This window comes from Herpetosiphon giganteus, assembly GCF_016907925.1.
In the GTDB taxonomy this organism is placed as follows: Bacteria; Chloroflexota; Chloroflexia; order Chloroflexales; family Herpetosiphonaceae; genus Herpetosiphon; species Herpetosiphon giganteus.
Genome location: NZ_JAFBCZ010000040.1, coordinates 29,374 through 50,726 on the forward strand (window position 1 = coordinate 29,374; position 21,353 = coordinate 50,726).

A 21,353-nucleotide genomic window follows, 5' to 3' on the forward strand; every position below is an offset into this window, starting at 1 on the left:
CTGCTTTCAATTCAAGGGATATCCGATTATTTCGCAGGAGGTTTATGCCGCTCCAAAATGCTCCCGTAGAGCGCTCCGGTATGCTCTGGCGCTCCGGTGTTCAGAGCGCCATTTAGGGCATTAGACAGGCGTAGAGCAAGCCAGAGCGCTCTAGGTTATGCAGCGGCCATTGCAGGAATTGAGGCATCATCGGCCAGAGCACCTGCTGCTCGGAGCACCCGTGTCACCAGCTGGTGGCGACTGCCGGTATAGCCATCTTTCGCACCAGGCTTTGATTCAAAAAGCTCGGCAGTGACGGGGCGAACTTGGCGCAAACGGGTATAGATTTGCACACAGGTTTCAATGAAGGTTGGGTCTTTTTCGAGTTCCGCCAAGGTCTTGTGTTTGACCAGATCAGCAATAGAAACAGCAGACTGGATAGGCTTCGCATCAGCAATGGCCAATGGCTGTCCAGTCATTAACGCATGTAATAAGGATGATGGATCACTATCAGGCTGTGACATCACGGTTGCGGTGGCTTTCCGCTCGGCAGCCAATTTCGCTGCATCATCGGGTAATTGAGCCAGCCACCATTGGCGTTGTGCGCGATCCAAGAACGGGGCACGAATCGTCAATACTTCACGGCCTTGAACACAGGTAAAGACCCCTGCACCTGCGGGTGGGATAGGCAATTCGGATGGGGGAACACCCACGACCGTGCCATCATCGCGCGTCCCCAGTTTGCGCAGCGCATTGCTGCTAATCCCTGTATTTGGCTCGTCACCATCTTGTGATTGCTGATAGCCTGCCACATGCAAGCTAATTTGCGAACGCCAACGGGTATCGAGCTTGGTTGCGTTCTGTGTTCCGATAATGTAGCGAATGCCCATCGCACGGCAACTGGTCAGTTCCTCATTTAGCCAATCGGCCAGATCGGTTTTGCCAACAATGCTCTGAAGCAACATTAATTCGGATACATAGACTACCAAAAGGGGCAAATCACCTTGTTCATATTCTTCCCATTTTTCGCACTTCGCATCCCATAAAATCTTGGTGCGGCGCTCGCGCTCGGCTCGCAGCGCATCCATGGCAGGCTGGATGTCTTGTTTGCCACGAGCAAAGAGCCAGGTGTGTTGCTTGGTATGCCAACCATTCAACGACAATCCGCCCTTACCATCGATCAAGGCAAACTGAAGCTCGCGTGGAGTATGGCGATAGGCTAAGGAAAAGAGCCAAGTCAAGACAAAGTTATCTTTACCAGAGTCGGTAAACCCTGTTACCAAGGTCATATTGACATCGTTCACCAACGACGCAGTAGCCAAATTCGGTTTTGCAAAGCCAAACCACCAGCCCAATGGCACGCCATAGCGTCCGGTAGGATGCAAGCGCAAACACTCCTTGATTGCAATACGCAAGTCTGAGGGTGGGTTCTTCAAGGCCCGACCAGCGCCCTCTAAGACCGTTCCGGTCAATGGCGGGGATATATCATCAGTTGTATCAAATAACGGGGCAGGTGTTGCTGGGAGAGCAGGCATGACTGGAACCACTGACACAGCCTGCACCACAGGCGGCGTGGCTGGCCCAGGATTCGCAGGCACGGCGGCATCGAGCAACCCTGCATAGTAGCGCGAACGCCACATGCGATAGAGCCGCACTTCATCATAGATGTCGCGCCCTTTAAATACGGCAATCACACCAAGACAGCCAAAGAGCAGAAGCAGTGTCATTCCGGTTGTCATGCAATCCCCCGTTTCCAGGCATAGCGAAGGCGATCAAGGTAGCTCAATGACCAGCGAGCAATCTTTTCTGGCCCATAGGAACACACCAGCCCAACAATCCCCGCAAATGCCCACAAGCCCCAGCCTGTCGTTGGAATAGTCAAGCCCACAAACAAATCGAGTTCGCGGCCTGCGCCCCAAATCAAGAGGCCACTAAACGATGTTCCGAGATTAAACGCGCCAACAATGCTAAAAATCACGGTTTTTACGCGCAACACGCGGCGAATATCAATATAGTCCAGCAAATCATGATCGGTTTTGCTTTCACGCCATGCTGCACGGGCCTTCGATACTTCACCACGAAGCTCTTTGCGTGGCCATGAGGCCAAGGTCAAAATCGTAATCGCAACCGGAATCAGCCATTGGCCATAACCAGCGAGCCATGTTCCGAGTTGGGGAAAGTGTTCCCGTAAAAATGTCAGGGTAAACGCACCATCCCAGTACCAGAGCAGCGTAGCAATGCCTAATAACACAACACACATGAGCGCTTCAACGCCAAGCGACAGCACCGGATTGGCGGCCCGCCGTGGTGGTTTCGGACGACGAATCATCGCTGGAGCGGGCCGCGTAACGGTATCGACCCGTTCTACACGCGGGGCTGATAGTGGTGTTGTGACTGGAAATGGTTGCGCCATTGCGGCAACACCACTCGAATTGGTTGATGGCGAGGTTGTTGGTGCGTTGGGGTCAGGATTTGTGTGCATACAGTGCCTCCTTTTCGGGAGGCCGTTCCGCATGGTATCATTGCGGTGACGGCCTAGCGAAGCATATAGGGTCGTCCATCCCCCGACCACTGGTTGACGCTTTGTGGTGCGGGGATTTTTGTTGCGCTCATTATAACAGCTTGGTCAATTTGTTCGATGTGCTCGTAACCCACACTTATTCATCATCATCGTCGTCATCATCATCAAGGCTCGTCATCACCCCGCGCAAGTCCTGCATATTGCGCTCGTAGTTAATTGGCTCCGGTTGAATTGGGGCTGGGGTTGATAGCACCGATACCAAGGTTTCCGCTGCTGGCATGTCCACGCTATTGCCACTAGCTGCCACAATAGCCGGTAGCTCATTGGCCTCGGCCAGAAAATCGAGGATGGGCAAGATCATCTGGCGCAGTTCACGGGCAAGCTGTCGTTTATTCAACCCGCCATATTGACCAGGACCATCAAGGGTTGCTTCTGCGGCAAGCAACCGTAGCCCTCGTTTGAGGGCTACTGCTTTCAGATCTTTTTCATGATGATAGTTCGGACGGTTCGCCTTGATGTTCTCCATCAGCTGAAGATCGTCTTCATCAATGCGCACCTGGCGGGGTGAATTTGTCATTAGATACTCCGACCGCTTGTGGCGAAGATGAGCAACATGAGCACCCCAAAGGCATTCATGACACCGCTCACCGTAGGATCAACAAAGGCAAAGTGGGTTTCTTCTTCTTTTCCAGCAACCATCGCGCGTTCGGCAATCATAGCACGAAGCTCTGGAATCCGAATACCCCCCCCCGTAAATAAGAGAAAAAACCCAGGTTCTTGCAGCAAGGGCAGTTTTTGCGCAACCATATCCTGACCTTCCGAATCCATCACCCGCCGAATTTCGAGATCAATCACTTGCCGTCGGCCTGCATCATTGCGGATATAGCGATTTTCTAGGGCAAACTGGGCTTGCGCATCGTTCAAGGACAAACGGGGAAACTGGCGCGCCAAGGCTCGTGCTAAGCCAATCGTGCCTTCCTTGCGGGGTTTGGTGGTCATGCGCCAATTGCCCCGATCATGAATCACCTCAATGATCTGATCATCGCCGCCGCCAATATCGTTAATGCGCATGGCTTCAATATCGCCCATTTGGTTGCGCCCGTACAAATCACGCGTATAGGCGACAAAGGTACCAACCGACTGGGCTTGGGGAACAACTTGTGCATAGGTAATTGTCCACTGTTCTTCGCGCCCATCTTCATCAGTCCGCACGACACTGAAGGTTTTCCCTAACAGATGCTCTTTCAGAGCGGTGCGGGTTTCTTTCTTCACGGCCAGCGTTTCCGTCGCGCCACCAGCGTCATCTTCTTTTTTCTTGGCCTTAATCTCTTCGTTGGGAATTGCGCGGGCAACCGCTAAACGGTAGGTGCCAGAGGAAAAGCCACCCTTCCGCAAAATTTCAACCACGCAGGCCGCGCCAAAATCACGGTGACGCTGATCGGACAACCGTTGGGCAGTTGGGCCAATCGGCAAGGCATCGCCGCCACTGCGCACCGCATCTTCGCCAATCCAAAACAATGGCCCGTTATTGACTTGGTAGGTTGTCAGGCTTTTGCCCATACGAATTTCTTTCGCTTCCATATACGAAGCCGGAATTTCAACCGTAATCACCTCGGCGGAACGATTCAACAGCGCCAGTTTCTTCTTGCCGTTGCCATCATCATCCCCCAACGGAATCAACACTTCACCATTGATCTGGATTTGGGCAGGTAATTGCATCGATTCATTGCGTAGGGGCAAGCCTGCGGCCAAATGATCGTAGACGGTCACGGGTCGGGTTGTCGTGAGTGACATAAACAGATTCTCCTAAAATTGAATCCCATCGAGCTACGACAATTGTAGTGGATGCGCATGGATGTGTCAACTACAATTGTAGTGTATTTGTAGTATAGACAAAGAAGAGTAATAACTACAATTGTAGTGTATTTGTATGTAGTTCCTATAAATCGGATAGTCCACGCGAAGCACCTTTAAAAACGTCCGGGAAGCGTCGCGTCAAAAGCCCTCGCACGGCCCTTGGTTCTGGTTCGCCTTTTGGGGCTGGATAGGCTGCTTAACGAAAAGTATCGTTGGGCATCGTTGCCGTGCAGGGGCGTTGGCGTGGCCTGACCTTCCATGCGGGAGCGACGGCGGCAGACGCGGCAAGGCAGAGTGCGCCTGGTTGATGGCTCTGACTATGGGGATTGCACACACTGGGTGATGGCTCAGACTGTTGAGGGTTGAAGCGCACGTCGCCGCGCCACCGTGGGAAATCGGGTGAGGAGCGCCCCCGCGACGAACCCCAAGCAGCGTTGCAAACCAAGCCGAAGGATTGCCCGAAGGGGCTGCGCAGCCATGAGTCCAGCGTGCGTTCAGCCGTGTATCGCAACGTTCGCAGAACCGCCGCAGGCGCTCGCGCAGCGAGGTGAGATAGGCAGCACCTGGACGATGGGATTTCCCACGGTGGCGCGGCGCAGCCGCCGCGCCTGCCGCCCCGCAGGGCGGCTGCACTATTGCGGGGGGTTGATGGCGACGGGTGGAACACCAGTGCAAGCGCAGCGCAGCAGGCTTTAGCCCTTGCTGGTGGGTCAAACGGCGACAGCATACCCCCCGCAATAGTGCAATCGTCGTTAGCTCCGTATCCCCGTTTGGGGCTTCCACCTGCCCGTGTGGGTGTTCACCAACCCCGGTCATGTCGGGGCTTCGTTTCCGGTGAATAGGCTGGTGTACGGTCGTGGTGGCCAGGTTTTTGGCCGTCCTTACTGCAAAAAGACATGCGGAATCGCCTCCACCGTAACCCGTTCGACCAATTGGCCATTCAATCCCGTGGGCTGCATGGATCGCTCAATCTGACCAATCCGCTGCCACGCATTCCCAATCCGCAGCGGATGCACCGCTTCATGCAGCGTAAAGAGATAGCGCGCATTCCCCTGCCCCAACACTTGGGCGGTCGCGCGCATCACCTTGTCGCGTTGGGTTGCGGTCGGCGTAACCGTCAACAAGACAAAGCTGTCGGTCTGGTAGCGTGCCTGCAAGGCGGCGCTTCCACCATAGGCAGCATACGCCGCAATCTTGTCCCGCCAGGTTTCAATCCGCCGCGTGGCCCGATCCACTTCGATAAAGACTTGCAGTTTCCCTTTGGGATGGATGAGCACAAACGATCCATCGGGAACCACGGGCAACTGCATCCGCACCATACTGCCGCGTTGTTGGCGCATTACCGTGACCTGATCATAGGCGCGCGCCGTGAGATGGTCGCCGCGCCAGTCGCTTAAGGCGATGCCCTCCATCATCGCGATTTTCGCCCGTAAGGCAGCGTAGATTTGGCCAATCTCGGCACTATGATTGGTCGTGAAACTCGACCGTGGCCGAATCCGAAAGGCGGCAATGCGGTCGGGATCAAGCGTCGTGGTTTCGACTAAGACCGCTGCGCCTAACGGGGTCAGCATAAAGAGGTCAGGGTCACGCCCACCGCCATGGCCTGCGCGGGCGATGGGGCGTGGTATCCGATGGATTAAACCCGCACTTTCTAACGTACTCAACCGCCGATAGACCACGCGCCCTGGTTTATACGGCGGGAGGTCGCGCTGCTCTCGGCGCGCCTGCATATCCGCTTCCCACATGGGGCGACGGTCGGGAAAGGCAATCCATTCCAGCGCGGTTGCCGTCAAAAAACGGGCCGTGGCCAATGCTTCAAGCATGACATGATCCCGTGCCGTCACGGCCACCCTACCTGAAAGTAAGGCCCGTGGGATCAAATGGTGGGGTTGGCTCTGGCTCATGGGTATCCTCCATCACAGGGTCTGCATCATCGAATGATTCCTCCATCGGGGGTTGGGGGTCGCTCGGCACAGGGGTCGGTTCGTTAATGGGCGTAAAGGTTGCCCCAAAACTTGTTTCTTCGGCATTGGCCAACGGCATGGTTGCGCCTGTGTTGGCCATAGTGGCAGCAAGCACTGGCGGCGCGAATGCCTGCGCAGGGGTCGGCGTGCGGCGGGGTCGCTGAATGACAATCGGCACATGGGGAACAGCGGGCATCATCGCGATCTGCACCTTCGCCGCTGCCCCGCGCGCGATGACCCAGGCGCATCCGGTTGGCAGGGTTCTGACATCTTGCGGGTCGATGCGCGCTTCCTCCTCCATGCGATAGGTTCCGCGTTTCAAGACCTGCTTCCCCTGAAACTGATAGGTCGTTGCTATCGCCTGCTGCACCCCCGCAAGTTTGGTCAATTCTTCGGGGGCACTCATGCGGTGCAACACCACGGTCATATTGCCCACAATCCGTGCTTGTTGATCGGCATCACCAAGCCCTGCCAGCGTTTGGGTTCCGAGCATCACGATCCCGCCCAAGCTCCGCGCCATTTCGGCCAAGCGGATCACGCTCTCGGTTCCTAATGATGAGAACTCGTCGATGATCAGCACGGCCCGACGGTCGGCGGGCTTGCGGGTCGATAAGTAGTGCTTGACATCCTCGAGCAGAAACTTGGCAATGCTCTGGCTATCGCGTTCGTTGGCCAACACGGGCAAACCAAAGTAGGCGGCGCGGGCCTCGCTTAAGCGCCAGCCATCGCGGCGAATTTGGGTCAATTTCGGGGTCATGGTCGCAAAGCGCATGAACACGCTTTTCGCATCGGATGCACTGATACTGGCCACCCGTGCAAAGCCCTGGGCATTGTTCTTATATTGATCAGCCAACCGACCGTATTGCAAGCGTTCTTCGAGTTCTTCAAACGAGCCTGGTAAGGCTTCGTCGGTGTTCAAGACCGCGCGTAAGTAGACCTCGGCCATGTCGGAATAAAATGAAGCGGCACCCTCGGTCGCATAGGCCGGAATCGCCATGATGCGACTGAGCAAGGCCCCGCTGTCCCCTTCCCAGCCGTTATAGGCTTCTTGGGGGAATAACCGACACTGCCGCCCATAGAAGGCCATTAAGTCGTAAAACTGTTGCATCATCTTCACGTCGTTTTTGGGGTTCACAAAAAACACATCCCAGTTCGTCGAAGCCGCGATTGACGCTGCGACGCGCAACATCGACTCCGACTTGCCTGCGCCGTTCTCACCAATAAACAGCATATGCAGACTGGCTGCACCGATGTTGGTGGTGAGATACAGCAGGCGTTTATGCTCTACCGCAAAGAACAAGGAATCGCCCTGAATCTTGGCCCCTAAGACCGTGGCGCTCGCAATCTCCTTGGTAATAGGCCGCTGGGTCAGACTGGCTGCGCTCGCCTTCATGGCGCGGCGCTTGGCGGATTCCAGCTGGATGTCCCGCTTTTCCTTGGCGTGGCTGTCCTTCTCGGACTGTTGTTCCGCTAAGGATTTTGGCCGTACACTTTCCCACACCATGGTTAAGGCAGGGGCAAGCGGCATCGTATACAGCCACAGCAGTGGAATGGCAGTGGCTCCGGCGCTCACCACGCCCATCATCCCATCGCGCCGCTTGCCTCGCTCAATTGCCGTGCGGCTTTCCTTTAAGTGATCGCGCAAGGGCGACCAGACGACCAAGGCCATGAAGCCTGCGCCTGCAAGGGCGGCCATTGCTACCATCGGCTGATGCGTTTTCAGATACCTGCGGCCCCATAGTGCGCCAATGGCAGCGGGCAAGGCCACGATCACCACAATCAAGCCCATGAAAAAGCCCATCATTGCGCCGCCGCTGTCGCTGCTCGGCGCGGATTGGGCAGCTGGCGGTGGATTACTCATCGCGTGGCTCCTCGGATTGGTCGAGGTCAAAACGGATTGCCGTATTGGTGGTCGTCATGGCGTGGAATGCTACCGTATCTACTGGGCCACGGTAGCTGTTGGCATTGACATCAGATGCCCATACGTCGTCCCGATGGTCACGCCACGTTCGCCATGATGGCGCGATGGTTTGCTCGTTCATCGGATGATCAGCAGAAATCGCGGTAGTTGTCATTCCATCCTCCTTTGTGGATACACAAACGCGCGACGGTGATTCACCGTCCCGCGCTGCTTAAAACCAAACACCAGCATTGGCGTGCTGGTGTCGTTCTTCGTTTCATTGGTTGTGGGTCGTGGCTACGGCGTGCGGAATGCCTCCGCCCACGTGGCAAGCTCCGGATCGCTGGCCATCCATTGCCCCAACGTGGTGGGTGCATCGCCCGTTGTCAAGGACGGCACAATCTTTTGCGACGAGGTCATCACAAGGCCTTCACCATTCGGCTTGATCCATAGCATCGTGGCATCATGCGGCAGCTGATAGAGGGTTTCATTAACCAGGAGCATCCCCGTTGTCCCGTCCGTTGTGATGAGTGACCATCGTGTCGTTCGGCCATTCGTAAACACAACCGAGCAGCGGTGCGCTTCGCCGGAAGGGCCATTGGCAGGGGCACGCTCACAGGTCGGGTCGGTCGCCAAACCCGTATAGATCAGCACTATCTGCAACCCGCCATCCCACGCATAGATCCCATACGCATGGTCATCCACCATCGCTTCTTCCAGCACCACCGGAAGGGCGGGATCTGCGTGCGGTTCATACACCACCGTCGGGGTAAATGTCGGGGGCGGAATATCCGATGGTGTTGGGTTCGCAGGGAGGGTATCGCCCACCACTCGCTCGGTCGTGGTACTACAGCCTACCAGCACGAGCAGCACCAGCATGCCAATCACGGCATTCCATCGCGTCTTCATTCGATACTCCTTCACGTCAATCATACTGTCATGTTAAACGCACGACCGTCGCAAAGGTTGCATGGGTGGGCACTGTTCCTAGCGTTCATCGGAACAGCGTGACCAGCCATTGACCGTGATGCGGTTACTTTTCCCTACCTCGACCGTCATACACTGCGGTTTCGGATCGCCTGCCCGTGTCCATTGAATCTTCGCCGTGGTCGAGGCGGTCAACACCACCGGATCACCCACCAGCGCATAGGCCGTGTAGTCATCGGTTCCGTCCTTGCCGCGCAGCACCCGCTCCCAGCGCTCCGGCTCCCAGCCAATCATGGATGTTGCCGTTGCCCAGTCATCGGCTACCACCGCCTCCGCCCAGGTGGTGATCACATCCACGGATGTTTTTGAGGCGCTCGCATCGTTTCCACACCCGCCCAACAACCCTGCCACCACCAGCACCAAAATCCATCGTTGCATTGTTGCATCCTCCATAGCCAATCGATTGTTACCCTTCGCGGCGGCGTTGCTCGATCTCCACGCGTTTCGCCGCCAAAAACCCATGCCGCCAGCGCCACCAGCGCACCACCAACACGCGGTGCAGCTGCTCGGTCGCGTTGGCCAAGTCGGCCCGTTCCTGCTGACCTGTCGTATTCGTGCGTTTCATCAGCTTCATCCCTGCCTCCTTTAGCCCTTCCGAATGAAATAGGCCACTTCTTGATCGGTTAACTGCATGCGCAAGTGATGGACTTCATTCGTCCCGAAAATCCCCACGAACTCGCCTGCGCCTGCGGTTCTAATTGCTGCGATGTCACTTGGCGACAATTCAGGGTATGCCTCGGCCAACAGGTTTGCGTCCGTCCCCTCTTGCCGCCCAAACAATTTCACGGCGGTATTGTTGGTGGTCAGATTATTAAAATCCTGCGCATTCCCGCTGCCGCCCATGTAGGTGGCCCCGTTTTGATCACACGACCAGAGTGCCGCCCCGTAATTCCGCCATTCTTTCGTCGCATTGGCCACCTCTTTTTTCAGGCTTTCAATTTGTGACAGAATGCCAAATTCATCGATCACGCAGATCAGCTTTTGGCCGCGCGCCCGCCGTTCGGGGCTGCGAATATAGTGGTTGAGCGCGCCGATGCCATGGTCGAGGTAGAGTGGCAGCAAGGCTTTATCGGCATTGTTGAGGTTGTAGGCCACCACATCGCTGCCAAAATCCCACTTGAGCGTGGTCTGGCGATCGAACAGATGGGCCTGCGATTGCAGGGCAATATCGGTGATTTCTTCGGCTAAAGCCAACCCAACAGGGCGATTGGTTTCCCGCAACGCTACGACAAGATCCCGCAGCAGCGGCGCGGTATCGTCATCCATTTGGGCCAGAAACACCCCATCAGGGCCATAGATGCGGGTTGATGCTAATGCGGCATCGAGCGCGCCCCGTTCGGCGTTGCTGAACTCGCGGGGCCGCAACTGCACCCCTGACCCGCTGGTGATCGCGCGGCCCAACACCATCGACAGCTTGCGTTCGACATGGCTTTTCTGCCGATGCAAGCTGGTTTCCATGGGATCAAGCACATTGATCGCCACATCCTCGGCCAAGTGATAGTAGGCCGCGCCACCGCCCACCGCCTCGCATAACCGCGCACAATTCCCGACCGGATCGAACATCACGATCTGGTGGCCTGCCACCGCATGGCGCAACGCCAACATGCCGAGACTCACGGTTTTGCCGCTGCCCGATTTTCCGAGCATGAGCAAGTGCGGGTTATCGGTTCCGGTGGCCCCAAAGAGGTCATAGTGAAATGGCAGTTGATCGTGTGGGTCAAAGCCCCACAGGATGCCGCTGGTACGGTCACTCTTGCGAATGCCCCAGGGGGTCTTGGCCGCGACATGCTCACTCAAGGCATTCCGCCGGATGAGCGGCGCGGCAATCTGTTTGCTCGGCGTGGTCGTGAACAATTTGAGGTATTCGCCTTGGGTTCCGCTCAGCACATCCAATTTCAAGCGAGCGCCCATGCGGTCACGCAGCGTTTGGGTAATCCGATTCAAGTCCCGCACGCTCGGCGCTTGCACCAAAATGGCATAGGCGACTTCGTGCAACTGCTGGACATCCAACTGATTCATCGCGTAACTGACATCGCGGTATGCCCGTTCTGCCCTGGCATCCTTCACGGCGTTGCGGGCGGTCAATGCGCCTTCGAGCACATTAAAGGCATCGGTCGTGGCCCGTTGGGCCTTGGCACGTGGCAAGGTCGTCACATCGAGCGCCACCGCGATTTCCTCCTCGCCGCCTAAAAGATCCTGCATACTGCACAAATCCCACTCGCCACGCACGTCAAACGCATGGATGACGCGCAAATACGGACGGCCCTCGTCGAGCGGACTGAGATAGGTGGCCATTTCGCGGTATTTCCCCTGAAACAAGGGCGGCAGCGGCGCGATCTGGACATCGGGCAGCAAGAATGTCCCTTTCACCACGCTGCGCACCGCTTCTGCATCAGTGTATTCAGACGGCCACGCCACAAAGTAGTGCTGGATACCAAGCGGATTGCCTTCGCGCTCCATCACTTCGTAGGCGCGGCGGTAGTTTTTCAGCCAGCGCCACGGCCAGAGCGCACGGCGGCAGCCATCGGCAACCACGGCCAGCGTCGTGGCATCGCTCGCGCCGTCGGCCAACATCCGCAAGGCCCGCTGCACCGCTGGCGCATCCTGCAAGGCGGCGGTTGCTCGTTCATAGGTCGCGAGCCGTTTCTGGACCAGGCTGATTAATACCTCAGCACGCGGCTCACCGTCCTGCGCTGACACCACTAGCGGCAGCAGATCGCGCAAGTCATCGAGCGGGCTGGTTTGCTGCCGGAGACGCTGGCGAATGGGGGCAAACGAAAAGCGCCGTGTACACGAGATCAAGCGCGCATCGTAGGTGATCCCTGCCCAAAAGTTGGCAAAGCGTTGTTCGAGTTGTGGCAATTCCTCCCGATATTGGCGCACCGAAAAGGGGTCAATCGTCAAACACAAGGGCGGCTGATTCATGGGCGTTCTCCTTCCGACCGTGCGCTGGTGCTGGCCTCGGTGGCCATCGTGCGCGGCGCAAGCACCAGCTGACCAGCGTGGCTTAACCCAACGGCATGCTCGCGTTCCTCGACGACCCGATACCACTCCCCCGCGTCAAGCGTGCGCGGTTTGATCGCACTGCGCACATAAAAGAGCAGGGCTAACCACAGTCGTCGGCCCCACATCAGGCCGCGTCGATTCAGTGAGAGTCCCAAGCCAAGGGCAAGGCCAACCACGCTCAGCAGCATCACAATCCCACCCGTCCCCATGAGTTGGCCAATGCGGCTGCCCATGAATCCGCCAACAATCGCTGCGCCGACATTTTTATAGGAAAAAATCCAAAAAGCTGCCTCTTCCCCACGACCTAAAAACTGTTCTAATTCACGAGCCATTGCAACCTCCCATGATCAACGCGCCGCCGCAGCGGCGCGTTGCGAACAATGTGTCGTGTGCCAGCTAGCTGCCGAAGGCGAATCCCACGAGGTCGGGAATCACACCCAAGCCGATAGCCGCAAACAGCACCTTCCGCATCATCCCTTTATTGTCTCTGGCCCAGTCGGGCAGAACTGGCTCGGCGACATAACTGATGAAGACCAACACCAAGGCAAGGACAGCGAGCGGACGACCAATGGTGGTCAACTGCTCGGTAATATCCTCAATCTTTGCCTCAAGCTGCCCGACTTGGTTGAGCGTTGGCTCGTCGACAACGACTTCCGAACTCCCGCCAATCGGCGCGGCGTAACTGGCGGCCACGGGGCCAGCAAACACGGCCAACCCAAACACGATGATCGACAAAATTCCATAGGCGAACGATTTCATGGGGTTTCCTCCAAAAAAACACGATCAATCAAAGCACAACGGACTGGCGGGGCATCGCACCCCACCACGGTCACACCATCACCGCTAACCCTAGCTACCGAAGGCGAATCCCACGAGGTCGGGAATCACACCCAGACCAATAGCAGCGAACAACACTTTGCGCATCATCCCTTTATTGTCTCTGGCCCAGTCGGGCAGGACTGGCTCCGCGACATAACTGATAAAGACGAGCACCAAGGCAAGGACAGCGAGCGGGCGGCCAATGGTCGTCAGTTGCTCGGTGATGTCCTCGATCTTGGCTTCTAATTGCCCGACTTGATTCAAGGTCGGCTCCTCGGCAACGACGCTGCTGCCGTCAATCGGCGCGGCGTAACTTGCTGCAACAGGGCCAGCAAAGACGGCCAACCCAAACACAATCACGGTCAACACGGTATAGGCGAACGATTTCATAGCGATTTCCTCCATACAAACAATTAATCCAATCCAACACGACCCGTGGGGCGATAGCTCCACACGACCAACCCGACCGCCACCAGTGCCAGCCCTCGGCTGACGAGCGTGGCATCCAACCCGACCAATCCAACCAACCCAACACCAAGGCCACTGACCACCCCGATTCCCCACCACCACCCCTGATACCGGCTCCGTTGTTGTCGGTTCATTGCGTTCCTCCTCTGTATCGATCTAGGGCAGCGTGATGCGCCAACGCTGCTGCCCAATCTGAAGTTCAAGCTGCGCCACATCGGGCACGCTCGCCACCAGCCGCAGCGGCGTGGGCGTGCCTGGCTGAAGGACAATCGGCAAACTATCGCTCGTGCCATCGAGCGGGACAGTGCGCCCGCCGCTCCACACGCTTACCGCGTTCAGATCGACCGTCACGGGGTCGCTCCCCGTGGCCGTGAGCACTGCCGTGATCGTGAAGCGGTGACCATTGCCCAAGGGTTCAAGCCGAACGGACGCGGGGTCAAGCGTGGTCACGAACGGGCGGCGGTCGGCTCCGGCAGGGGCAGGCGGAATCGTCAGCGCCACTGCCACCGTTTCCCCCGTGAGGGCGGTTGCCCGCCAGATTGCTTGGCCGCCTGTTTCTTGCACGAGATAGTGATAGGTCACGCGGCGCGCCGCGTGGGCATCGATTGCATCGTGTTCGACCGTCACCCGCTCGGCCAACACCCCGTCGAGGACGAGCTGATCAGCCATCGCTTGGCTGGTCCACACCTGTCCGGTGAGGTTTTCCACCTGCACCGTGATCGCCACCTCGGCATAGCCCACAGGCGTGGTGGTTGTTGGCGCAAGGGTCTGCACCGTGTGCACGGTGAGGCGGGCCATATCCGGCACGGTCGCGGCTTGGCCCCGTTGCAGCAGCGCGGTGGTTTGGCTCGTCGGCTGGTGGGCTGCTTCCACGATAGTGCGTTCATTCTGGCCGTCCCCGCAGAGAATCAGCGTCATGCCTGCACGGCGCTGATCTAAGACTTCCACCTCCTGCCTGCCGACTTGGCGCACGCGCACCACCGTGTACTCCCGTACGGCTCCACTGGCAGGGCGCATCGTGATCACGCTGCCCCGATTGAGGCCGTCAATGGTGCTTTTGGCGGTTGTTGGCAAACAAAAAATATGATTCACATAGGAGCCATTCAGCCATGCCGCGACTCCTTCGGGCACATCCGGCTCCCATACGCCGCCAAGCTCGCTGGCACTGGCCAACACCCGATACACATCGGGGCTGGCTCCATCGTCGCGCGAGAGTTCGAGCGAGGCGGGGTAGGCCACCGTCACGTCGTTGCCGCCGCTGAAGTCGGTCAGTGCCGTTGGCGTAACCAAGGCGAGTGTGGTGGTGATTGGCGTGGTTGTCGTGTCCAACGCTTGCGCGTCGGTATCGGTATCGCCGTCGCCGCTTGGCCACAAGAACCAGAGCAACGGCAGCAGCACCACCAGCCCAATCGCGGCCCAGCGCTGCGGGGTCATCGCGCCTGCGTCCCCGCTCCGGCCACTCCCCTTGGTTGGTTGGGTCAAGCGGGGGTCACTTTCTGGTGGAATGAGGGCATATTCGCCCTCGCTGGTTGGCACCATGCCCAGCCCGGTTGGGCTATCCCTGCCTTCCGCCTCGCGAATCAAGGCATCAACCAACTCTTCTTCAATCTGGTCGGGATCGACCTCCATCCCGCCGCGCCGACTCGCCGCCTGCATCGCGGCATACAAGCGCTCTTGGTAGAACGCCTGGAACGTGGCGCGTTCATCCGCCGGAATTTCGGCAAGGAGGGCTTCAATCTGATGCTCACTCATAGGGTTCCTCGCTCATTGACTTAAGGCAGCAGTGCAGGCAAGGGGGTCACGGTCGAGACCATGATCGGCTTGACCTGCGGGGTGCGCGCTGAGACCCGCTGGGTGGCATCGAAGCTCGGCATACTGACAATCAGCATGGCCGTGTCGCGCACCCGCACGCTCATCGCCGCCCTGCCGCTGGGGTCAGTGACGGCTTGGGCCAACACCGTGCCGCTTTGTTCGTCGGTCACGTAGACCGTCACACCTGCTACCCCTTCGTCGATGTCACAGCTTTTATTGCTGTGAATACCGTCGTAACAGACCACGACACTGAGCGGAACAAGAATGGTGGGCTGTGCCGTGGGTTGGGCCGCTTGCGCGATCGCGATTTCCTCAATCTGAATGCCTGCTAATGGCGTATCACGCTGGATCGTGGTCGGCTGCGGGGCGGCGGGTTGGGGCTGGGGATTGCTCCCGCTCGGCGCGCCGCCCATGCCATCACCACCGTTATTCGGGGCGCTGCCGCCTGCCGTGCCACCCGTTCCCATGGGGATCGTCGTGGTTGTGGCCGTTGGCGTGGCCGTCGTCGGCAACCAGCGATCAACCCGCAGCGTGTAGGTGCGTTCGTTCAGGGGTGGGGCGAGCCTGCCGACCTGGCCAATCAGCAGATAGGCATCTAAGACCCCTGCCGCTTCGGGCACACAAAACAGCACCGTGCTGCCTGCGTCCTCCGGTGTCGCGTCGTCGTTGCCAGCCCATGGCGCGGCCATGTCCCGTTCTGGCCCATACACGATTAAGTTGCTGTCTACGCCAGGCGAAACCGTGGTGCTCGCCGAATAACACAAGCCGCCTTTGACGCTCACGGTGAAAAAGTCGGGCACGGTGCAGCTGGCCAAATCCAAATAGGCATAGTCAGGACAGCCAAAGGTCAGGGCCTCCACCGTCGCGCCGATGGGAATGAGCGCGGCGGTGTCCCACTGGTAGTTGCCGTGGTAGCTATCCCACGGGGCCGCTGCGGGCGCGGCCTCCGCCGTGGGGTTTGGCGCGCCAACGGGGGCTGTGATGAATGCCACCTCCAAGCGATAGGTTTTGAAGGCTGGATGGGTCGGGGCCACGTTGCGCACTTCCACCAGATAGGTTCCGGCTTCGGCGCGCACGGCGAGTGACGAACGCGGGTCGGTTGGCCCGACATCATCATTGCTCACGACTTCAGCACCGTCGCTGGCCAACACGCGCAGCTGCGTATCCAACCCCACCGTTAAATAGGTGTTGATCGTGAGCGTGAGGCCTGCTTGGCTCGGCTTAATCACGACACTGAAATAGTCCACATCGCCCAATGGCCAAAACGAGAGTTTATCCAGCGTCGCGGGCGCGCCCAATGGCGTTGCACGACTCGCCTCATTATTGGGTTCCGCGCTATCGGGTACTGGCTCGGCACTCGGCAGCATCGGCGTGGGCGTGAGCCACGGGGTTGCGGGTGGCCACGCGGTTTCGGTGGCCACGCTTGGTATGGTCGCGGTTACGCTTGGCTGGCTCGTCGCGGTTGCGGTGGCCGTCGCGGCGGGAATCCCAATTGCGACCAGCTGCGCGGTTGCGCTGGCATCGGATGCGGTCGCGGTTGCGGTGGCCACGGTTCCAATGGTCGTGGTGGGGTCAAACGCCACGGCAAACACCCCAATCCATGGGCTGTCGCTCGTCCGACACTGCCACTGGGCTGCGGTCGGTTGGCAATCCGCAGGCGATGCGGTGACGGTCAATGGGGCTGCAATATCCACCGTGATTGTGGTGGCCAGCGGCATCGCTGCGGTGATCGTCAGCGTCACGGGTTCACCGTGGCCTGCTTCGGGTACAGTGAACTGCACCGCCAGCGGCATGGATGCGCGGGCGGTCGTCGTGAGCAGCACCAACCACACGATCAGCAGCATGCTTACCGTGGGCCAGCGCCGCACAAGGGTGCGAGTCATCGCTATTCCTTTCTCAATCAGGGTTTGTCGGATCGATTACTGGCCAGCGCGGGATCGGCGCGGGGTGCGCCCATAGCCGCGTGGGCGTTGTTCCGTTGGCGCGCGCAAGGCCGCAGGGGGCGGGGCGGCAATCCGTTCGGGGGTCGGCGTAATCACGGGTTCACGCTCGCTGGGCCGCTGCCGATGCTCCGCGCTGTAGCCTGCATACGAACTCGGTTGCTGTTGAAGCGCAGCGGCGGCCTCGGCATCACTGACCTTCACGCCACTGGGTATGCGTTGCATATGCCGCTCCATCGTCTGCATCCGGCGATTCGCAACCGCCTCGGTCATCCCACTCGCCATTAAGTCGTGCTGCGCTTCGGCGCGGGTTTCCGGTCGAAATTGCCCTTCCTGTCCCGCCTCCACCATGAGGCGCTGCGCCAAATCCGGCGCAAACGGCGTTGCATGTAAATCATCCAAGACGGTTTGGATGGCGGCGGTCTGGTAGCCAAATGCACCAGGCGCAAGGCCAATTGCGTTGGTCACACTGTCCACATTCGCTGGCGTGGTCGGGTCGCTCGCATAGGCGCTCGCATAGGCGTTGGTCATCGCCTCGGCAATCTGCGGTCGCCCGATGGCTTTGATGGGCGCTTCATACGCCTCACGGGCCATGCGTTTTTGCCGTTCGGCCTGTCGTTCCGCCTCCTGCTGGGCTTGGCGGGCCTGGGCTTGTTCTCGCGCCATCGCCTGCTGGGCCTGCCGTTCGAGCGCATGGTGGCGATCCGCCTCCTGCTGCTGTTGGCGCGCGTGGGCCACTTGGCGATCCTGGGTTCGTTCCGTGCGTTGCTGCTCGCGGTCGGCGTGCATCCCTAATTGATGGCGGGCCATGGGACTGTGCATGCCATAGCGGCGATCCTTGGCGTTCTGGCCAATGGCGGCTCCGGCAGTGTATTCACTATTGCCATAGCCCATCATCGTCGCGAGATTGCCGATCGCGGCAAGGGGTCGATTGCTTTGGGCGGCATAGCCCAAGGCCGCGCTGCTGCTCACGCCGGACTGACGCGCCGTTTGGTAGGCGAGTGCCGCTTTCGGGGCAGCCAGCGCACCACCAAGTACCGCACTCGCGCCACCCGTGGCCAACGCCGCTGCGGGGGCCAACGCCCGCCCGACCGAACTGATGCCGCCGCTACTGCTCCCCATGCCCGTAATCGCCCCGATAACCGCCTTATAGGCCACGGTGACATAGACAATCTCTAAGGCAAGCCCAAGAATCCCGACCCCAAGCACGGCAATCGAGCCACTTTGGTTGGCGGCGCTCACCACGGCAGCGAGTGTCAAGCCTTGCACCGCGCTGATGCCCCAGCTCTGTAACATGAGGTCGGCCATCTTCTTGATAATCCCAACCACCATGCCCTCAAAGGGCGTGAACCACATGAATAAGGTCGCAATGATGAGGGCAATCAACTGAAAGCCCAACGCAAGGGTAAACGCCAAATTGATTAATGTTTCGAGAAAGGCGAAGGCGACCAAAATCAGGCCATACACGGTGCGCGTAATCCCGCCGCCTGCCCGTTCGATCAACTCCCAGCGCGTCGCGCTTTCTTGATCGCCAAATTGGCCAATATCGTAGGGAAAATACTGCTGTTCAAACGCCGTCGGTAACAGGCGGCTACTCTCCATCACATCCGCCCGCGTGGCCCATAAGTAGGAAGCCGCAATATCGACCCCACGTAAGCCCGACCGTCCGTCATTCCGTGGCCCATAGGCCGGAATCTGGCCGCTGCCATCCACCAAAATCCCGCGCTCGGTTCCCTGCGCCGCGTCACTGGGCGCGATGTTGAACGATGACCCGCTAAAGATTTGGTTATAAAACAAACTGCCAAGATCGCTGCGGGCTGCGTCGATGTCCTGAAAGCCCCCTGCCAGCATCGGCAACAAGAGCGGGACAATCACGGCCAAGCCTAAGACCTTCTTGATATTCACCCACTGGAATTTGATAATCGGCGTAGCGATGATTAAGAGCATGCCCACGGTCAACGACAATTCCACCACGGGGCGGCTAATGCCTAAAATCTCGGTGCTGACCGTATCCAGCGCCCGCGTGAATCCGGTCGTGACCAGTTGTTCGCGAAAGCGATCCAACACATCCACAATGAACAACATCGCCCGATTGATCCCCCACGTCACCTGCGCGACCGTTTGCTCTAACTGGTAGAGCGGCTGTTGGACTAAATTATCCATCCAATCCGGCATCATCAGCCTCCTTCTGCTGTGTTGGGGGCCGTGATCGTCGCAACCGCCACCAGCCCAAAAACGCGATGAGCGCCATGCCCCACACCATGAGGCCAATGCCGATGAAGCAGCCAGTATCCCATCGGGCACGGATCGGCTGGCCACTGGCATCAACCCGCCCTTCAACGACATCGCGTACCAAAAACGGCGTGGGGGTCGGAACCCCGATCATCGCCACGAGCGGATCGTAGGGCTGGGGCGGCGCATCATCGCGCTCGGCCATGTCAAAGAGTGGGACGAGGGCTGGTTCGCCATTCATCGGCGTGAGCACAAAGCGCTCGGTGCGAGCCGCCTCGGCAAAGCGTACCCCAAAGCCATTGCTCGTCCCCCCGCCGTCGTCGAGCAGCCCCATGTTTTGCTGCTCTGGTGCTTGAATCCCTGCGCCCTGAAACTGCACAATGTACAGTCCCCATGCCAGCTGCGGCAGCATGATTCGTCCGGTGACATCGGTCGTCATGGTCGCGACCAGCACGCGCCCATCGGTGTCGGTGTCCTGAAACACCGTCACGGTTAACTGGGGGATGGGTTGGCCTGTGGGGTCACGCACCAACAGGGTCAAATCACCGCGCCCTGCGACCACAGGGGTGAGCGTTGCCATAAGGAAGAAGAAGATGAGCCTCATGCGCCGACCTCCCGCAGTGCCAAGGGCGGAATCCGTACCCGTGGACTGGCCACGCCGAAGCGATCCAGCCACCGCACCACGGTACAAATCTCGCCTTTCCACGGCAACACCGTCACCAGCAGCGTGCGCTGATCGAGCGTGAGCCGAATCCCCAACACCGTGCGGCCATCGTTGAGCACGAGCGGAATGATGCCCGTGCCGTCGCGCTCCATCGCCCGAAGCCCTGAGCGACAGTGCATCAAGAGCGTCGTATAGGCTTCCGCTGCCATGGGCTGTCCGGTGATTTGCGTGGTCATATGGGCCAGCGTCAGCGCAACCACATCCGGCGTGCCGCTGGCATAGGCCGCCACCACCGCTTGAACCAAGGTGTGCATCGTTCCTCCTATTTCGCGATAACATCCAGCGGATTTCTATCGAGGCCGTTCAGTCGCACCCGAAAGTGCAGATGCGATCCGGTGGAACAGCCTGTTGACCCCATCGACGCGATCTGCTGGCCTGCCTGCACGGTTTGGCCTGCACTGACCGACCACGCGGAAACGTGGCCATACCAATACCTGAAGCCTTGCGCATCCTGTGTTTTGACATAATTCCCAAACCCAAAATGGGGTGATTTTGACCCGCTGATACCGGAACAATCAATCGTTGAGGTGTCACGTCCCGCGAAGAGGATGGTCATATCGCGCGTGGCATACAGCGGTGTGCCTTCCGGTTTCGCAAAGTCGATGCCGTCATGCCACCACGGGGTCGCGCCTCCACACGGGCCACGCGTCCCCGTGAAAAAGGCGTGGCAGGCGTAGCCACGGGTAATTGGCGTGTCTAAAGGAACAGGCCAACGGCCTGATCCGGTACTCGGAATCCCTGCGGGGGGAACCGCCCCGCCCTCGCTGGCTCCGCCACCCACGCCCGTCGTGCAATTCGGGTCGTTGCGCAGTAAAACCCAGACTTGGCCGCTCCCTGCACCATCATCGCGACTGGTATCGGCGTTCGTGAGTGTAATCCCCCATGCCTGGGCATCCCCTGCGGGCGCTTCAAACACCAGCGTGCGGCTACTGGTGCCGATCGGGTAGCCGCCGATCAACGTGTCGCCTGATTCCTCAAGCGGCGGGTCGGTGGCGGGGCTGATACCTAACGCCTGCGCAGCGTCCTCGCTCGGATACCACGTCGCTTGGATCATCAGTATGTCACCATTTCGCCGTAGCGGCTGATGCGGGACAATAGCGATCCAACGCGATGGGTGGCGGAGGCCCATACCATTGCCCAATCG

The 21,353-nt window shown here is 58.9% G+C and carries 21 protein-coding genes; all 21 read right to left on the reverse strand.

What is annotated here, in order from left to right; translation table 11 throughout:
- Positions 1-155: 155 nt before the first annotated feature.
- Complete coding sequence (locus JOD20_RS23930) at positions 156-1,718, reverse strand: FtsK/SpoIIIE domain-containing protein (RefSeq protein WP_204757694.1); 1,563 nt, start codon at positions 1,716-1,718, stop codon at positions 156-158.
- The gene (locus tag JOD20_RS23935) at positions 1,715-2,461 is read right to left on the reverse strand and encodes a hypothetical protein (RefSeq protein WP_204757695.1); all 747 of its coding nucleotides are present in this window, start codon (positions 2,459-2,461) and stop codon (positions 1,715-1,717) included. The genes JOD20_RS23930 and JOD20_RS23935 overlap by 4 nt, the downstream gene beginning before the upstream one ends.
- Positions 2,462-2,636: 175 nt before the next feature.
- Entirely contained in the window at positions 2,637-3,077 is a 441-nt protein-coding gene (locus JOD20_RS23940) for a hypothetical protein (protein ID WP_204757696.1), read from the reverse strand.
- Complete coding sequence (locus JOD20_RS23945; protein WP_204757697.1) at positions 3,077-4,294, reverse strand: hypothetical protein; 1,218 nt, start codon at positions 4,292-4,294, stop codon at positions 3,077-3,079. The genes JOD20_RS23940 and JOD20_RS23945 overlap by 1 nt, the downstream gene beginning before the upstream one ends.
- Positions 4,295-5,238: 944 nt before the next feature.
- A complete protein-coding gene (locus JOD20_RS23950) occupies positions 5,239-6,180 on the reverse strand; it encodes a replication-relaxation family protein (RefSeq protein WP_239584045.1) in 942 nt (313 codons plus the stop codon).
- Between the two features lie 28 nt (positions 6,181-6,208).
- Complete coding sequence (locus JOD20_RS23955; RefSeq protein WP_204757699.1) at positions 6,209-8,182, reverse strand: TraM recognition domain-containing protein; 1,974 nt, start codon at positions 8,180-8,182, stop codon at positions 6,209-6,211.
- On the reverse strand, positions 8,175-8,396 hold the full coding sequence (locus JOD20_RS23960) for a hypothetical protein (protein ID WP_204757700.1): 222 nt from the start codon (positions 8,394-8,396) through the stop codon (positions 8,175-8,177). Before JOD20_RS23960 ends, JOD20_RS23955 begins: the two co-directional genes overlap by 8 nt.
- 122 nt (positions 8,397-8,518) lie before the next feature.
- Positions 8,519-9,130, reverse strand: a complete 612-nt coding sequence (locus JOD20_RS23965; RefSeq protein WP_204757701.1) for a hypothetical protein — start codon at positions 9,128-9,130, stop codon at positions 8,519-8,521.
- A gap of 78 nt (positions 9,131-9,208) precedes the next feature.
- Positions 9,209-9,586 carry a hypothetical protein gene (locus JOD20_RS23970; protein ID WP_204757702.1) on the reverse strand — a complete coding sequence of 126 codons (378 nt, stop codon included), beginning with the start codon at positions 9,584-9,586 and terminating at the stop codon, positions 9,209-9,211.
- 28 nt (positions 9,587-9,614) lie between these two features.
- Positions 9,615-9,782, reverse strand: a complete 168-nt coding sequence (locus JOD20_RS23975; RefSeq protein ID WP_204757703.1) for a hypothetical protein — start codon at positions 9,780-9,782, stop codon at positions 9,615-9,617.
- Positions 9,783-9,793: 11 nt separating this feature from the next.
- Positions 9,794-12,133 (reverse strand): VirB4 family type IV secretion system protein, encoded by a 2,340-nt coding sequence (locus tag JOD20_RS23980; protein WP_204757704.1) that lies wholly within the window; start codon positions 12,131-12,133, stop codon positions 9,794-9,796.
- Positions 12,130-12,546 (reverse strand): hypothetical protein, encoded by a 417-nt coding sequence (locus tag JOD20_RS23985; RefSeq protein ID WP_204757705.1) that lies wholly within the window; start codon positions 12,544-12,546, stop codon positions 12,130-12,132. The genes JOD20_RS23980 and JOD20_RS23985 overlap by 4 nt, the downstream gene beginning before the upstream one ends.
- 64 nt (positions 12,547-12,610) lie before the next feature.
- Positions 12,611-12,973 carry a hypothetical protein gene (locus JOD20_RS23990; protein ID WP_204757706.1) on the reverse strand — a complete coding sequence of 121 codons (363 nt, stop codon included), beginning with the start codon at positions 12,971-12,973 and terminating at the stop codon, positions 12,611-12,613.
- Between the two features lie 90 nt (positions 12,974-13,063).
- Positions 13,064-13,423: a hypothetical protein gene (locus tag JOD20_RS23995; protein WP_204757707.1), complete on the reverse strand. Its 360-nt coding sequence runs from the start codon at positions 13,421-13,423 to the stop codon at positions 13,064-13,066.
- Between the two features lie 23 nt (positions 13,424-13,446).
- The gene (locus tag JOD20_RS24000) at positions 13,447-13,635 is read right to left on the reverse strand and encodes a hypothetical protein (RefSeq protein ID WP_204757708.1); all 189 of its coding nucleotides are present in this window, start codon (positions 13,633-13,635) and stop codon (positions 13,447-13,449) included.
- Between the two features lie 22 nt (positions 13,636-13,657).
- On the reverse strand, positions 13,658-15,253 hold the full coding sequence (locus JOD20_RS24005; protein WP_204757709.1) for a hypothetical protein: 1,596 nt from the start codon (positions 15,251-15,253) through the stop codon (positions 13,658-13,660).
- 20 nt (positions 15,254-15,273) lie between these two features.
- Positions 15,274-17,196, reverse strand: coding sequence for a pre-peptidase C-terminal domain-containing protein (locus JOD20_RS24010; RefSeq protein WP_204757710.1), 1,923 nt, complete (start codon positions 17,194-17,196; stop codon positions 15,274-15,276).
- Between the two features lie 36 nt (positions 17,197-17,232).
- A complete protein-coding gene (locus JOD20_RS24015; RefSeq protein WP_239584046.1) occupies positions 17,233-19,431 on the reverse strand; it encodes a hypothetical protein in 2,199 nt (732 codons plus the stop codon).
- On the reverse strand, positions 19,409-19,924 hold the full coding sequence (locus JOD20_RS24020) for a carboxypeptidase regulatory-like domain-containing protein (protein ID WP_338034210.1): 516 nt from the start codon (positions 19,922-19,924) through the stop codon (positions 19,409-19,411). The genes JOD20_RS24015 and JOD20_RS24020 overlap by 23 nt, the downstream gene beginning before the upstream one ends.
- A 161-nt stretch (positions 19,925-20,085) precedes the next feature.
- Positions 20,086-20,463: a hypothetical protein gene (locus JOD20_RS24025; RefSeq protein ID WP_204757712.1), complete on the reverse strand. Its 378-nt coding sequence runs from the start codon at positions 20,461-20,463 to the stop codon at positions 20,086-20,088.
- An 8-nt stretch (positions 20,464-20,471) separates the two neighbouring features.
- The coding region (locus JOD20_RS24030) for a M23 family metallopeptidase (protein WP_239584047.1) at positions 20,472-21,353 on the reverse strand (882 nt) is incomplete at its 5' end.

Excerpts from the sequence above, each read along its gene's own strand:
- JOD20_RS24015 (WP_239584046.1), bottom strand. The coding sequence starts at position 19,431 with ATGATGCCGGATTGGATGGATAATTTAGTCCAACAGCCGCTCTACCAG.
- JOD20_RS23970 (WP_204757702.1), bottom strand. The coding sequence starts at position 9,586 with ATGCAACGATGGATTTTGGTGCTGGTGGTGGCAGGGTTGTTGGGCGGG.
- JOD20_RS24005 (WP_204757709.1), bottom strand. The coding sequence starts at position 15,253 with ATGAGTGAGCATCAGATTGAAGCCCTCCTTGCCGAAATTCCGGCGGAT.
- JOD20_RS23975 (WP_204757703.1), bottom strand. The coding sequence starts at position 9,782 with ATGAAGCTGATGAAACGCACGAATACGACAGGTCAGCAGGAACGGGCC.
- JOD20_RS23930 (WP_204757694.1), bottom strand. The coding sequence starts at position 1,718 with ATGACAACCGGAATGACACTGCTTCTGCTCTTTGGCTGTCTTGGTGTG.
- JOD20_RS24025 (WP_204757712.1), bottom strand. The coding sequence starts at position 20,463 with ATGCACACCTTGGTTCAAGCGGTGGTGGCGGCCTATGCCAGCGGCACG.
- JOD20_RS24010 (WP_204757710.1), bottom strand. The coding sequence starts at position 17,196 with ATGACTCGCACCCTTGTGCGGCGCTGGCCCACGGTAAGCATGCTGCTG.
- JOD20_RS23940 (WP_204757696.1), bottom strand. The coding sequence starts at position 3,077 with ATGACAAATTCACCCCGCCAGGTGCGCATTGATGAAGACGATCTTCAG.
- JOD20_RS23980 (WP_204757704.1), bottom strand. The coding sequence starts at position 12,133 with ATGAATCAGCCGCCCTTGTGTTTGACGATTGACCCCTTTTCGGTGCGC.
- JOD20_RS23995 (WP_204757707.1), bottom strand. The coding sequence starts at position 13,423 with ATGAAATCGTTCGCCTATACCGTGTTGACCGTGATTGTGTTTGGGTTG.
- JOD20_RS23960 (WP_204757700.1), bottom strand. The coding sequence starts at position 8,396 with ATGACAACTACCGCGATTTCTGCTGATCATCCGATGAACGAGCAAACC.
- JOD20_RS23935 (WP_204757695.1), bottom strand. The coding sequence starts at position 2,461 with ATGCACACAAATCCTGACCCCAACGCACCAACAACCTCGCCATCAACC.
- JOD20_RS23955 (WP_204757699.1), bottom strand. The coding sequence starts at position 8,182 with ATGAGTAATCCACCGCCAGCTGCCCAATCCGCGCCGAGCAGCGACAGC.
- JOD20_RS23965 (WP_204757701.1), bottom strand. The coding sequence starts at position 9,130 with ATGAAGACGCGATGGAATGCCGTGATTGGCATGCTGGTGCTGCTCGTG.
- JOD20_RS23950 (WP_239584045.1), bottom strand. The coding sequence starts at position 6,180 with ATGCTTGAAGCATTGGCCACGGCCCGTTTTTTGACGGCAACCGCGCTG.
- JOD20_RS23945 (WP_204757697.1), bottom strand. The coding sequence starts at position 4,294 with ATGTCACTCACGACAACCCGACCCGTGACCGTCTACGATCATTTGGCC.
- JOD20_RS24020 (WP_338034210.1), bottom strand. The coding sequence starts at position 19,924 with ATGACGACCGATGTCACCGGACGAATCATGCTGCCGCAGCTGGCATGG.
- JOD20_RS23990 (WP_204757706.1), bottom strand. The coding sequence starts at position 12,973 with ATGAAATCGTTCGCCTATGGAATTTTGTCGATCATCGTGTTTGGGTTG.
- JOD20_RS23985 (WP_204757705.1), bottom strand. The coding sequence starts at position 12,546 with ATGGCTCGTGAATTAGAACAGTTTTTAGGTCGTGGGGAAGAGGCAGCT.
- JOD20_RS24000 (WP_204757708.1), bottom strand. The coding sequence starts at position 13,635 with ATGAACCGACAACAACGGAGCCGGTATCAGGGGTGGTGGTGGGGAATC.